Below are 13,253 nucleotides of genomic sequence, written 5' to 3'. Positions count from 1 at the left end.
CCCATGACCCCGCGTCCCGCCTCCCGCCTGCGCCGGATCATCGGCGCCGCCGTCGTCGGCCTGCTCGTCCTGGGGCCGTCGGCACCGGCGCTCGCCGACGAGATCGACGACCAGCGTGCCGCCGCCGAGCAGGAGAAGCGCGAGAAGGACGCCGAGCGCGAAGACCTCGAGCTCGCCCTGGAGGACACCAACGCCGAGTTCGCCCAGGCCGTGCTCGACCTCAACACGGTCGAGGCGCGACTGCCCGTGGCCCAGGCCGAGCTGGCCGAGGCCCAGGCCGCCCTCGCCGAGGCGCGGCGCAAGGCCGAGGTCCTCGCGCAGCGCCTCGCCGACGCCGAGGACGAGGAGACGCGGATCTCGGAGGAGATCGCGGCGGGCGAGGGGCAGTCCGAGGAGGCCCGGTCCGACGTCGTGGCGATGGCCCGCGAGGCGTATCGACGAGGCGACGACGTCAGTGCGCTGGGCCTCGTCACCGGCGCGCAGTCGACGCGCGAGTTCCTCGAGGACATGTCCGTCAACTCCTCCGCAGCGCGCAGCCAGTCACGGGCCGTCGCCGAGCTGCAGGAGGCGCAGACGGTGGCGCGCAACCAGGAGGCCCGCCTCGTCGCGATCCGCGAGACCATCGCCGACCTCAAGGCGGAGGCCGACGCCAACGTCGTGGTCGCCGAGCAGGCGGAGCAGGACGCCGCGGACCGCAAGGCCGAGGTCGAACAGCTCATCGAGGAGCAGAAGCGGCTCAAGGCCTCGATCGAGGAGCAGCGCGACGAGACCGTCGCGGAGCTCGAGGAGAACGAGGCGCAGCGGGCGACCCTCGAGGACGAGATCCAGCAGATCATCGTCAAGCAGGAGGAGCGCGACCGTCGCCTCGAGGAGGAGCGCAAGCGCCGCGAGGCCGAGGAGCGCCGCCAGCGGGAAGCCGAGGCGAAGCGGCAGGCCGAGCGAGAGGCCGAACGCCGTGCCGAGCAGAAGGAGTCCGAGAAGGGCGGCTCGGGCGGCGGCTCCGGTGGCGGCGGGTCCGGCGGTGGTGGCTCCGGCGGAGGCGGGTCCGGCGGAGGCGGGTCCGGCGGCGGAGGCGGTGGTTCCGGTTCCGGCGGTGGTGGCGGCGGCTCCGGCGGCGGAGGTTCCTCCGGCCCGTTCCTCGGCTGGCCCACGAACTACCACGTGGTCACCAGCTCGTACGGCCAGCGCTTCCACCCGCTCTACAACGCGTGGCGGCTGCACGCGGGCACCGACATCCGTTCGTACTGCGGCACACCTATCTACGCGGCCCAGAGCGGGTACGTGGAGCAGGCCTACTACGGCAGCGGCCCGGGCAACAACGTGCTCGTCAACCACGGCCGGCACCAGGGCGACAGCGTCATGTCCCGCTACCTGCACCTGTCGCGCGACGTGGTGAGCGTGGGGGAGAAGGTCGACAAGGGCGAGATCATCGGGTACTCCGGGACCACCGGCAGCTCGACGGCGTGCCACCTGCACTTCGAGGTGTACGTGAACGGCAGCACCGTCGACCCGATGGGCGGCTGGCTCAACTGACCCGCTGATCGCCTGACGAGCTGATCGCCTGGCGCGCTGATCGCCGAGCGCAGAAAAGGCCTGGATCGCCGTCGTCGGCCGCGTATCCTGGGACGCTGCGGTATCGCGACCAGGGAGGGGGAGCCGTGTCCAACAAGGCCAAGGGCGCCAAGAAGAAGGCGGACGACCCGCGCCAGGTCGTGGCGAACAACAAGAGGGCACGCCACGACTTCGTGATCGAGGACGTCTTCGAGGCCGGGATCGTCCTGTCCGGCACGGAGGTCAAGGCGCTGCGCATGGGCCGCGCCTCGCTCGTGGACGGCTACGTCGCGATCGACCACGACGAGGCCTGGCTGGAGAACGTCCACATCCCCGAGTACTTCCAGGGCACGTGGAACAACCACACGCCCAAGCGCAAGCGCAAGCTCCTGCTGCACCGCGACGAGATCGACCGCCTCGGTGTGAAGTCGCGGGAGAAGGGGCACACCATCGTGCCGCTGCGGCTGTACTTCCTGGACGGCCGGGCCAAGGTGGAGATCGCCCTGGCCCGAGGCAAGAAGGAGTACGACAAGCGCCAGACGCTGCGGGAGAAGCAGGACATGCGCGAGGCCCAGCGGGCGATCCGCCAGAAGGAGCTCCTCAGCTGACAGGACCGGCGCGCGCCGCCGGTCCTGCGGGCCGGAATATCCGTGCGCACGGTGTCGTTGGTGCACTACAGTGAGACCGTCGGCCTGCGGGCCGGCGCTTGACAACACCACAGGGGCTGATCGGTTTCGACGGTGGTCGTGATTCCAGGAGAAGCGGGCCGAGGAGGCAGGCTCATCTCGTGAACGATGCCTGCAAACCTATAGGTGCCGATAACAAGCGCACCGACTTCGCCCTCGCCGCCTGAGCGAGCCTCGAAGTCCGTGAGCCCGGGATTGCTCTCGACCCGGTAGCTCACGTCATCTAGAGAGCCACTGCTCGTAGCCCTCGTCGTCGGGGCTGCGGGGACTCTCAGACGGCTGAGCCCGTCCACACCTTGTCTGCGTGAGTGTGGGGGCTGAGAAAAGCGCAGCAGACTGCGCCCGGAGAAGTCCTGGAACAGCGTCACCGGACCCGGGTTCGATTCCCGGCAGCTCCACCCCGTGCCCAAGGCCCGGACTCCTGCCAGCAGACTCGCCGGCAGGAGTCCGGGCCTTGTCTGCGTCCCTGGCCGGGCACGGCACACTGGAGCCCATGACCCTGGCCGTGCTCGCTGATCTTCTCGCCGCCCCGCCGGCGCTGCCGGTTGCCGGCGGCCTCGCCGAGCTGTCCGCCGCGGTCCGCGCCTCGGGTGCCGCGGTGCTGCAGTCCCCGCCCGGCAGCGGCAAGACGACCCTGGTCCCTCCTGCGCTCGCGGTCGCCCAGGGTGGTCGCGTCGTCGTCACCCAACCGCGCCGGATCGCCGCCCGCGCCGGTGCTCGCCGGCTCGCCGGGCTCCTCGGCGAGCCGGTGGGGCGCACGGCTGGTTTCGCGGTGCGCGGGGACCGGCAGTCCGGCCCGGAGACCCTCGTGGAGTTCGTCACCGCGGGCACCCTGCTGCGCCGCCTGCAGCACGACCCGGAGCTCCCCGGGGTCCGGGCCGTCGTGCTCGACGAGGTCCACGAGCGTCAGGTCGACGGCGATCTCCTGCTCGCCATGCTGGTCGAGGCGCGTGCGGCGCTCCGTGAGGACCTCGCTGTCGTGGCCATGTCCGCCACGGTCGAGGCGGGGCGGGTCGCCGCGCTGCTCGGGGAGGACGCCTCCGTCGTCACCGTGCCCGGTGCGCTGCACCCGGTCTCGACGGTGTGGTGCCCGGCGCCGCGCACCGCACCGCGCCTGACGCCCGGGGGCACGAGCCGTGAGTTCCTCGGCCATGTCACCGACGTCCTGGGACGGGCGCTGCAGGAGCAGGCCGGGGACGTCCTGGTCTTCCTCCCCGGCGCCCGGGAGGTCGACGACGTGGTGCGTCTCGCCCGCGCGGCCTTCCCCCGGGTCGACGTGCTGCCCCTCCACGGTCGCCTCCCGGGGGCGGAGCAGGACCGCGCGCTGCAGACGACGTCCGGCCGGCGGGTCATCGTCTCCACGGCGGTGGCGGAGTCCTCGCTCACCGTCCCGGGAGTGCGCGTCGTGGTGGACGCCGGCCTGGTGCGTGAGCCCCGCACCGACCACCACCGGGGACTGGCGGGGCTCGTCACCCGCAGCGTGAGCCAGGCCGCGGCCGAGCAGCGCGCCGGACGTGCCGGGCGTCAGGGCTCCGGCACCGTGTACCGGTGCTGGTCCGAGGCCGAGCACGCCCGGCTGGAACCCCACCCGCGTCCCGAGATCCAGACCGCCGACCTGACCGGTCCGATGCTCGAGCTCGCGGTGTGGGGCGCGCCGGGCGGGAAGGGGCTCGCGCTGCTGGACGCGCCGCCGCCCGCCGCGGCGGCCGCTGCGGACGCCGTCCTCGCTGAGCTCGGCGCCGTGACGGCCGACGGCGTCGTCACCGCGCGGGGCCGGGCCATCGCCGCGGTCGGGACCGACCCGCGGCTGGCGCGCGCTCTGCTCGACGGCGCCGAGGCGGTCGGTCCGCGGGTCGCCGCGGAGACGGTCGCGCTGCTCGCGGCCGACGGCGGCCCGAGCGACGTCGACCTGGCGGCCGCGTTGCGCCGCCAGCGCTCCGCGCCGGGGCGGAGCAACCCGTGGCGGCGCGAGGCGGATCGCTGGGAGCGGGTCGTCGCGCGACGGGACGGGAGCCCGCGTCGTGACGACCGGGCCGGCACGTCGGCCGGTTCGCACGGGGTCAGCCTGGACCTTGCCGTCGGGATCGTGACGGCGTTGGCCCATCCCGACCGCATCGCCCGCAAGCGGCCGGGGGCCGACCGGTACCTCATGGCGGGGGGAGCGGGGGCGCGCCTGCCCGGGGGTGCGCTGGCGGGCAGCGAATGGCTCGCCGTCGCGGAGGCGACCCGGTCGCCCGGGCAGCCCGACGCACTCGTCCGGTCGGCGGTCCCGATCGACGAGGCCACCGCCCGCGAGGCGGGCGCGAGCCTGCTGAGGACGGTCGACGACGTCGCCTGGCGGGACGGCCGTCTGGTGTCACGCCGCGTCGTGCGGCTGGGGGCGATCGAGCTGTCGGCGAAGCCCTTGTCCAGCCCGCCGTCCGAGCTGGTGGCGGCGGCCGTCCAGCAGGGCCTGCGCGCGGAAGGGCTCGACCTGGTGCCCTGGCCCCCGGCAGCGGTCTCGTTGCGGCGCCGGCTCGCCTTCCTCCACGCAGCGCTCGGCGAGCCGTGGCCGGACGTGTCCGACGAGGCGCTGGAGGATCACGTGCCCGCCTGGCTCGGGCCGGACCTCGACCGGGTGCGGACCGGTCGGGACCTGCGCCGCGTGGACACGACGACGGCGCTGCGCAGGCTGCTCCCGTGGCCCGAGGCGTCCCGGCTCGACGTCCTCGCCCCCGAACGCGTCACCGTCCCCACCGGCTCGGCGCTGCGCGTGGACTACTCCGACCCGGACCGGCCCACGCTGGCCGCGCGGATCCAGGAGGTCTTCGGCTGGCAGGGTGCGCCCGCCCTGGCCGACGGGCGCGTGCCGCTGGTCCTGGAACTGCTTTCCCCGGCGCAGCGGCCCGCCGCGGTGACCGCGGACCTCGCCGGGTTCTGGAGCACGGGGTACCCGCAGGTGCGGTCCGAGCTGCGCGGGCGCTATCCCAAGCACCCGTGGCCCGAGGATCCCGCAGCCGCCAGCGCGACGACGCGGACCAAGAGGGCCTCGCGCGGCTGACCTCGCAGCGCGTCGGGACGCCGCTCCTTCCGCCTCCCGACGCGCGGGGAACGGCCAGGTGCTGGACTATCGACTTCTGCACCCTCAGGGTGGACGTGATGACCGTCACAGGGGAGTGGTAGCCATGGCCGAGGGAAAGCTCGACGTCGTCGCGAGGCGGCTGGGTCTCCGGACCGACCCGATCATCTTCTTCGTCTCCGCGGCACTCATGGTGCTGTTCCTCGTGGTCCTCATGATCTTCCCGACGCCGATCCGCAATGCCTTCGGCAACGGCCGCGAGTGGATCGTCACCAATCTCGGCTGGTTCTTCATCCTGGGCGTGACGGTCTGGCTCGTCTTCCTCGCGTGGGTGGCGCTGAGCCGCTACGGCCACCTGCGGCTCGGGCCCGACGACGCGAAGCCGGAGTACGGCAACCTCTCGTGGTTCGCGATGCTGTTCGCCGGCGGGATCGGAACGGTGCTGATGTTCTGGGGCGTGGCCGAGCCCATCTCCCACTTCGGGACGCCACCGTTCGCCGGGGTGGAGCCGTACTCGGCGGAGGCGGCCGAGGACGCCATGTCGGTCTCGCTGTACGACCTGGGCCTGCACACCTGGACGATCTTCACGCTGCCCGGCCTCGCCTTCGGGTACTTCGTCTACCGGCACGACCTCCCGCTGCGCGTCAGCTCCGTGTTCTACCCCTTCCTCAAGGAGCGGATCCACGGGCCGATCGGCCGGACGATCGACATCTTCGCGGTTCTCGGCACGCTCTTCGGCCTGGCGGTGTCGCTCGGCCTGGGCACGTCCCAGATCGGGGCCGGCATCAACCACCTGTTGCCGGAGGTCGACAACAGCACGTGGCTGCAGGTCGGCATCATCACGGTACTGACGGCCGTCGCCGTGGCGTCGATCGTCGCGGGCCTCGACAAGGGCGTGAAACGGCTGTCGAACATCAACATCCTCATGGCTGTCGGTCTGATGATCTTCATCCTCATCAGCGGCGACACCGTGTTCCTGCTGCGTCAGGTCCCGCAGAGCATCGGCGTCTACCTGCAGGACCTGACAGGGTTGGCGTTCTGGAACGACGCGATGTCGCCCTTCACCAAGGACGGCGGCTGGGGTTGGCAGGGTGACTGGACGGTCTTCTACTGGGCCTGGACGGTCACCTGGGCACCGTTCATGGGCGTGTTCCTCGCGCGCATCTCCAAAGGGCGCACGATCCGCCAGTTCGTCGCGGGCGTGCTCCTCGCGCCGACGCTGTTCACGATCGTGTGGTTCGTCGTGTTCGGCTGGTCGGCGATGCAGCTCGACGGGATCGGCGGGGACGGCGGGATCATCTCCGAGGCGGTCGAGGTGGACGTGGCGCTGGCCATGTTCACGTTCTTCGAGCAGTTCCCGGCCGCGACGCTGATCTCCGGCATCGCCGTGGTGGTGGTCGCCCTGTTCTTCGCCACGTCCTCGGACTCGGCGTCGCTGGTGGTGGACATGCTCTGCGCCGGCACACCGGACGCCGGGCCGACCCGTCAGCGGGTCTTCTGGGGGGTGAGCGAGGGGGCGCTGGCCGCATCGCTGATCATCCTCGGCGGCGTGACCAACGCCGACGGCCTCGCCGCGCTCCAGCAGGTCATCACGGTGATCGGGCTGCCGATCTTCGTCCTCGTGTTCCTCATGATCTTCTCGATGATCAAGGCGTTGTCCACGGAGCGACGGGCGGCGATCGAGGCACAGTTCGCTGGCGTGCTCGCCAAGCGGGACCGGGCGATGCGCGGGCGCCCGAAGGTCGCCGGGCAGGGGCGCGCGCGGGAGGGCAGCGAAGAGCCCCTCGTGCCGGTCGAGGACGGCGACAACGCGGACGACGGCACCGACCGGGTCTGATTGTCAGGGGGCCTACCCAATTCGCTAGGGTGCGTGGTGTGCCCCACGCCACACCGCCGACGACGCCGGTCCCCACCGTCCCCGCACCGCTGACGGCGGCGCTCGACCCGGGCGAGCACGCCCTGGCCGCCGGCGCCCTCGTCGCGACGCACCCGCTGCTCGCCCCCGCGGCGCGGTGGTGGCGCCGCGTCACCGAGGAGAGCACCGGGATCGAGCTGGTCCCGACGCCCGGCACGACGGCCGCCGCCGAGCCCGCCGCCGAGCCCGTCGATGACGGTGCGAGCGTGCGCTTCGACCTTGACGACACGTTGACGGGCGGGGCGTACACGCTCGACGTGAGCCCCGCCGTCGTGCAGGTGCGCGCCGCCGACCTGCCGGGCGCGTTCGCCGCCGCCCAGACGCTCCGGCAGCTCGGCGGCGCGGCCGCGTTCCGTCGGGCCGGCACCACCCCGCTTGTGCTGCCCGCCCTGCGCGTCACCGACGCCCCGCGCCACCACTGGCGCGGGGTTCTGCTCGACGTCGCCCGCCACTTCCTGCCGACGGCGGACGTGCTGCGGTTCGTCGACCTGGCCGCCGCGCACCACCTGAACGTGCTCCAGCTCCACCTCACCGACGACCAGGGCTGGCGGATCGAGATCGAGCGGTACCCCCGGCTCACGCAGGTCGGTGCCTGGCGGCGCGAGTCCACCGTCGGCACGTGGCGCACCGGGACGCTCGACGGCCGGCCCCACGGCGGCTGCTACAGCGCCAACGACCTGCGCGAGATCGTCGCCTACGCGCGCGAGCGCGGGGTCATGGTCGTCCCCGAGGTCGACGTCCCCGGCCACGTCGCGGCGGCGCTCGCCGCCTACCCGGAGCTCGCCGCCCGCTCCGGGCCCCACGAGGTCTCGACCACGTGGGGCATCAGCGAGGACGTGCTGGACCCGTCCGAGCGGACCCTGGCCTTCTTCCGCGGGGTCCTGGACGAGGTCTGCCAGATCTTCGACGCGCCGTTCGTGGCGCTCGGCGGCGACGAGGTGCCGACCACCGCGTGGAGCGAGCGACCGGATCTCGCGGAGCGGGCCGCCGGCCTCGGTCTGACCCGCGGGGACGGGAGCCCCGACGTGGCCCGGCTGCACGGCTGGTTCCTCGCCCGGCTGGCCGACCACCTGCGCACCAGGGGGCGTCGCACCGTCGTGTGGGACGAGGCGTTCGGCCCCGACCTGCCCCGCGACGCCGTCGTCGTCTGCTGGCGTGGCCACACCGTCGCGCTGGACGCGATGGCGGCGGGCCACGACGTCGTCATGGCGCCCGAGCAGGAGGTGTACCTCGACCACCGCGCCGCCGACGACCCGGAGGAGCCCGTCCCGGTCGGTTTCGTGCGCACCACGGCCGACGTGTACGGCTTCGAGCCGCTGCCGGCGGCTGCGCTCGCGGCCCGCCCCGGGGTGCCGGACGACGAGCGGCACGGCCGCCTGCTGGGCGCCCAGGCGCAGGTGTGGACCGAGCACCTCGACTCCGCGCGCCGCGTCGACTATGCGGCGTTCCCGCGGCTGGCGGCTTTCGCCGAGGCCGTCTGGACCACCGATCCCGCGCCTCGCGCACCCGGCGGCCCGGCGTCCGCCGCGTTCCTGGACCGGCTGCACGGTGCGCACCTGCCGCGCCTCGCGGCGGCCGGGGTCGAGTTCCGCCCGCCCGAGGGTCCGCACCCGTGGCAACGGCGTCCGGGCGTCGCCGGGCACCCGCGGGACCTCGTGGCCGAGCGTGCCGCTGCCGGCTGGGACGGGATGGGTGGTTGGGTCCCGGGTCGGGACGGCGCCGAGCCGGAGGCCCGCCGGTGAGCGCCCGGACGGTGGACGTCGTGCGGGGAGTGGTGCTGCCCCGTCCCGACGGCAGCCTCACCTCCCCCCAGGACGTCCTCCTCGACGGCGGCCGGGTGCGCGCGGTCGTGCGGTCCTCGCACCGGCGCGGCGGGACGGTGCTCGACGGCGGTGGCCGCCTCGTGCTGCCGGGTTTCGTCGACGCCCACGTCCACGGGGGCGCCGCCGTGCTCGAGCCGGAGGTCCAGCACGCGCTGCTGCGCCAGGGGATCACCGCGATCGTCACCGGGGCCGACGGCGTGGGGTACGCGCCGTCGGACCGGACTTCCGCGGCCTGGGCGGGCCGCTACTTCGCCGGCATCGACGGCGAGCACCCTCGTTTCGACGGCGGCAGCGTCGCCGAGCTCCTTGCCGGCTACGACGGGACGACCCCGGTGAGCGTCGCGGCGCTGGTGCCGCACGGCACCCTGCGCCGCACCGTCGTGGGCGTCGACCGGCGTCCTGCCACCTCCGCCGAGACGGCGAGGATGGTGGCGCTGGCGCGCCAGGGGTTCGCCGACGGCGCGGTGGGACTGTCCACCGGCCTCGAGTACGTCCCGGCGGCCTGGGCGCACGAGGACGAGCTGCGCGCCGTCGTCGCGGTCGCCGCCGAGCACGGGTTGCCCCACGTCTCGCACATGCGGGGCTACGAGGACCGTGCCGTCCCGGCGCTCGAGGAGCTGCTGCGGCTGGCCGCGGCGACGGGCGCCGCTACCCACGTGTCGCACCTGCACGGCCCGGCGGCACCGATCGTCGCGCAGCTCGACGAGGCCCGTGCCGCCGGCGCCGACCTCACCTTCGACTCCTACCCGTACCTGCGGGGCTGCTCGCTGCTGTCGATGGTGGCCCTGCCGACGTGGCTGCCGCTCGCCGACCCGGACGCCACCGCCGCGGCCCTCGACGCCCCGGCCCACGCCCGGCGGCTGCGCGCCCACCTCGACGGGCTGGCCGACCTCTGGCCGCGCGTCACCCTCGCCTGGGTGCCGGGGCTGGCCCCGCACGAGGGCGACGTGGCGGGCCGGGCGCTGGTCGACGTCGCCGCGCGCTGGGGCGTGCCGCCGGCGGAGGCCGCGCTGCGCATCCTGCGGGCGTCCCGGCTGCGGGCGAGCTGCGTCTTCGCCCAGCCGCCCACCGGGACGGCCGCCGCGGTGCGCACGCTGGCGAACCATCCCGGGCACCTCGCGGGTTCCGACGCGATCTACCAGCCCGTCGGCGCGGCCGCCACGGAGGGCCGGTCGCACCCGCGCGGCTGGGGTGCCTTCGCCCGGTTCCTCGCCGAGCGCGTGCGAGGCACCGGCGACTGGACGTGGCACGCCGCCGCCGAGCACCTCGCGGGTCGGGCCGCACGACGCTTCGCGCTGGCCGGCCGCGGACGCGTCGCGCCGGGGGCCGTCGCCGACCTCGTGCTGGTCGATACTGACGCCGTGGCCGACCGGGCCACCTACGAGGCGCCCCGGACCCCCGCGGTCGGGATCGACGACGTGCTCGTCGCCGGCGAGCCGGTGCTCGCCGGCGGTGAGCTGACCGGTGCCCGTCCCGGCCGCGGACTGCGGGCCGCCACCCGCCCCACCGAGAGGAGCCCGTCATGAGGATCGACGACCCGGACCGGACGTGGCCGCTGCTCGCCCTCGAGCGCAGCGCCGTCGAGCACAACGTCGCCACCGCGTCCGCCGCGCTGGCCCGGGCCGGCGTCGAGCACGCCCCGCACGTCAAGACCCACATGTCGCGCCAGCTGTGGGACCGTCAGCGCGCGGCGGGCGCCTGGGGCGCCACCGTCGCGACCCCGGCGCAGCTGCGCACCGTGCTGGGGTGGGGCACCGCGCGGCGGCTCCTGCTCGCCAACGAGCTGGTCGATGCCCGGGACGCCGCCCGGCTGCGCGCCGCGCTCGACGCCGGCGCCGCCGAGGAGGTCTGGGTCTGCGTCGACTCCCCACACGGGGTCGAGGTGCTGCGGCGGGCCTTCGACGGCGTCACGCACCGGCAGCTCGGCGTGCTCGTGGAGCTGGGTGTCGCCGCCGGGCGCACCGGGGTCCGGACCGTCGACGGTGCGCTGCTGCTCGCCCGGTCCGTCGTCGACGCCGGGCTGCGGCTCGTCGGTGTCAGCGGCTACGAGGGCCCGGTCGCGTCCGGGACGACCGCGGCCGAGCTCGACGCGGTCGCGCGCTGGTGCGGCCTCCTGCGCGACGCCGGGGCCGCCGTCGCGCCGTTCGTGGACGGCCCCGTCGTGCTGTCCGCGGGCGGCAGCGCCTTCGCCGACGTGGTCGTCCGGCAGCTCACCGCGGTGGCGGGTGCCCGCGTCGTCGTCCGCTCGGGGGCCTACGTCGCGCACGACCACGGTCACTACGCGCACGCGGACCCGTGGACACGCCTCGGCGTCGCGGCCCTGCGCCCGGCGATCACCGTGTGGGCGGCCGTGCTCTCGGCTCCCGAGCCCGGCCTGGCGGTGTGCGGGCTGGGACGGCGCGACGTCTCGTTCGACCTGCACCTGCCGGTCCCGCTGGTCGCCCGCGGGACCGGTCCCACCGGCCGGCTCGCCGACCCCCGAGCGCTGGACGCTCGGGTGACCGCGCTCGACGACCAGCACGCCTACCTGCGGGTGCCGGACGACGACCTGTCGCCGGGCGACGTCGTCGGGTTCGGCGTCTCGCACCCGTGTACCACGTTCGACAAGTACCGCACCGGCGTCCTCACCGACGCCGACGTGGTGGTCGAGACCCTGACGTTCGACTTCTCGGAGGAACCATGACCAAGACCGCCGTGTCCACCCCGCACGCCCCCGCGCCCGCCCACACGTTCCACCAGGGGGTGCGCCGCGGGCCGTTCGTGCAGGTCTCCGGGCAGGGTCCTGTGGACCCGGTGACGGGGGAGTACGTGTTCGCGGACGACGTCGCCGCCCAGACGACGCGGACCCTGGAGAACGTGCGCGCGATCGTCGAGGCGGCCGGGGCGACGTTCGACGACGTCGTCATGCTGCGGGTCTACCTCACCTCGCGGGAGCACTTCGCGGCGATGAACGAGGCCTACGGGACCTTCGTGACCCGGCACTGCCCGTCCGGGGTGCTGCCGAGCCGCACCACGGTGATGGTGGGGCTTCCGCGCCCGGAGATGCTCGTGGAGATCGACGGGTTCGCCGTGACGGCGTGAGGGGCGCCGGTCAGCGCCCGTCGTCCGCCGACGACGCGCTGTCCTGCGCACCGTGGTGCGCGCCGTCCTGTGCGTCGTCCCGCGGCCGGGCCTCGGGGTCGCGTGGCGAGCCGGCCCGGCGGCGGCGCACGAGCCGGTAGAGGACGTAGCCGACGGCGGCGAGGACGAGCCACGGCAGCAGGACCCCCAGCACCAGCACCACGGTCTCGACCGTGGCGACGAGCGCCTCCCACCCGGTGGCCAGCCCGCCGGTGAACCCGCCGCGCGGGGCAGAGATCTGGGCCTCCGGCGCGTCGATCTGCACGTGGAGGGTGGACATCGCGACCTCGTCGCTCAGCGCGTCACGCTGGGCGACCAAGGAGTCGAGCTCGGCCTGTCGCTCGGAGAGCTCTCGCTCGACCTCGAGCAGGTCGGCGGTGGAGCCGGCGGCGGCCAGGAGCTCGGTGAGCCGTTCGGTCGACGTGGTGAGCGCAGAGATGCGGGCGTCCAGGTCCTGGCCGCGGCTGGTGACGTCGGTGCTGGACAGCTCGACGTCCTGGACGGTCCCGAGGTCGCCGATCGCGTCCACGGCGCTCGACGTGCGGTCAGCGGGGACTCTCACGGTCAGGCTGGCCGAGCCGGGGGAGTCTTCGTCGCCGGGGTTCTCGTGGCGCTCCTCGACGTGGCCGCCGGCCTGCTCGACGAGGCGGACCAGCTCGGCCGCCGTCGTCGTGGGCTGTTCCGACACGAGCGAGAGGTAGCCGGTGACGACGACCTCGCGGTCGACGACCGACGAGGCGGAGTCGTCCTCCTCGGTCGCCGCGGTGGCCTCCGCGACGGCGGCTGCCTCCCCGGCGGAGTCCTGCGCGGACATCTCGGCGCCGGCGTCGCCGGAGTCCCCCGCCCCGGAGCCGGAGCACCCCGCGAGTCCGAGGGCGAGGACCGCAGCGACCGTGGCGGTCACGGCGCGACGAGGCAGGGATCGGATCGGCATGGCCCCGACTCTAGGTGGCTGACCTGGCCCGACGCGCGCCGTGGTCAGGATCGTGATGGGACCGTGGCGCGACCGTGACCTCCGTCCCGGACAGTGGGACGAGCGGCCGGCGACCGATGGTTACGATCGAGTAACGAAGGCGAACGGGCGATGGACAACGGGTCTG

9 protein-coding genes and 1 other RNA gene are annotated in these 13,253 nt (G+C 74.3%); 9 read left to right on the top strand and 1 reads right to left on the bottom strand.

What is annotated here, in order from left to right; all coding sequences use genetic code 11:
• Positions 1-3 precede the first annotated feature (3 nt).
• From AC3RJ8_RS11840 to AC3RJ8_RS11800, 9 genes are all read left to right on the top strand, one after another.
• Positions 4-1,533 carry a peptidoglycan DD-metalloendopeptidase family protein gene (locus AC3RJ8_RS11840; RefSeq protein ID WP_489712813.1) on the top strand — a complete coding sequence of 510 codons (1,530 nt, stop codon included), beginning with the start codon at positions 4-6 and terminating at the stop codon, positions 1,531-1,533.
• 125 nt (positions 1,534-1,658) lie between these two features.
• On the top strand, positions 1,659-2,159 hold the full coding sequence (gene smpB, locus AC3RJ8_RS11835) for an SsrA-binding protein SmpB (protein WP_407318530.1): 501 nt from the start codon (positions 1,659-1,661) through the stop codon (positions 2,157-2,159).
• Between the two features lie 112 nt (positions 2,160-2,271).
• Positions 2,272-2,638, top strand: a transfer-messenger RNA (tmRNA) gene (gene ssrA, locus AC3RJ8_RS11830).
• Positions 2,639-2,730: 92 nt separating this feature from the next.
• Complete coding sequence (gene hrpB / locus AC3RJ8_RS11825; protein WP_489712812.1) at positions 2,731-5,277, top strand: ATP-dependent helicase HrpB; 2,547 nt, start codon at positions 2,731-2,733, stop codon at positions 5,275-5,277.
• Positions 5,278-5,401: 124 nt separating this feature from the next.
• Positions 5,402-7,132 (top strand): BCCT family transporter, encoded by a 1,731-nt coding sequence (locus AC3RJ8_RS11820; protein ID WP_489712811.1) that lies wholly within the window; start codon positions 5,402-5,404, stop codon positions 7,130-7,132.
• A 38-nt stretch (positions 7,133-7,170) separates the two neighbouring features.
• Positions 7,171-8,952: a beta-N-acetylhexosaminidase gene (locus AC3RJ8_RS11815; RefSeq protein ID WP_489712810.1), complete on the top strand. Its 1,782-nt coding sequence runs from the start codon at positions 7,171-7,173 to the stop codon at positions 8,950-8,952.
• On the top strand, positions 8,949-10,559 hold the full coding sequence (locus tag AC3RJ8_RS11810; RefSeq protein WP_489712809.1) for an N-acyl-D-amino-acid deacylase family protein: 1,611 nt from the start codon (positions 8,949-8,951) through the stop codon (positions 10,557-10,559). Before AC3RJ8_RS11815 ends, AC3RJ8_RS11810 begins: the two co-directional genes overlap by 4 nt.
• Positions 10,556-11,716, top strand: coding sequence for a type III PLP-dependent enzyme domain-containing protein (locus tag AC3RJ8_RS11805; RefSeq protein WP_489712808.1), 1,161 nt, complete (start codon positions 10,556-10,558; stop codon positions 11,714-11,716). The genes AC3RJ8_RS11810 and AC3RJ8_RS11805 overlap by 4 nt, the downstream gene beginning before the upstream one ends.
• Positions 11,713-12,114 carry a RidA family protein gene (locus AC3RJ8_RS11800; RefSeq protein ID WP_489712807.1) on the top strand — a complete coding sequence of 134 codons (402 nt, stop codon included), beginning with the start codon at positions 11,713-11,715 and terminating at the stop codon, positions 12,112-12,114. The genes AC3RJ8_RS11805 and AC3RJ8_RS11800 overlap by 4 nt, the downstream gene beginning before the upstream one ends.
• Before the next feature lie 10 nt (positions 12,115-12,124).
• On the opposite strand, the gene AC3RJ8_RS11795 is transcribed toward AC3RJ8_RS11800, so the two are convergent.
• Complete coding sequence (locus AC3RJ8_RS11795; protein WP_489712806.1) at positions 12,125-13,087, bottom strand: DUF4349 domain-containing protein; 963 nt, start codon at positions 13,085-13,087, stop codon at positions 12,125-12,127.
• Between the last annotated feature and the right edge of the window lie 166 nt (positions 13,088-13,253).

The sequence above is a fragment of the Isoptericola sp. MSGPD8_1_ISO-PGPR-S23-394 genome, from assembly GCF_058072785.1.
Note: the sequence above shows the minus strand (reverse complement) of the source record. Positions and strands in the feature narration are given on the sequence as shown.

Bases quoted from the DNA above. Each gene is read 5' to 3' on its own strand.
- AC3RJ8_RS11840 (WP_489712813.1), top strand. From the start codon at position 4: ATGACCCCGCGTCCCGCCTCCCGCCTGCGCCGGATCATCGGCGCCGCC.
- hrpB (WP_489712812.1), top strand. From the start codon at position 2,731: ATGACCCTGGCCGTGCTCGCTGATCTTCTCGCCGCCCCGCCGGCGCTG.
- AC3RJ8_RS11820 (WP_489712811.1), top strand. From the start codon at position 5,402: ATGGCCGAGGGAAAGCTCGACGTCGTCGCGAGGCGGCTGGGTCTCCGG.
- AC3RJ8_RS11805 (WP_489712808.1), top strand. From the start codon at position 10,556: ATGAGGATCGACGACCCGGACCGGACGTGGCCGCTGCTCGCCCTCGAG.
- AC3RJ8_RS11800 (WP_489712807.1), top strand. From the start codon at position 11,713: ATGACCAAGACCGCCGTGTCCACCCCGCACGCCCCCGCGCCCGCCCAC.
- AC3RJ8_RS11795 (WP_489712806.1), bottom strand. From the start codon at position 13,087: ATGCCGATCCGATCCCTGCCTCGTCGCGCCGTGACCGCCACGGTCGCT.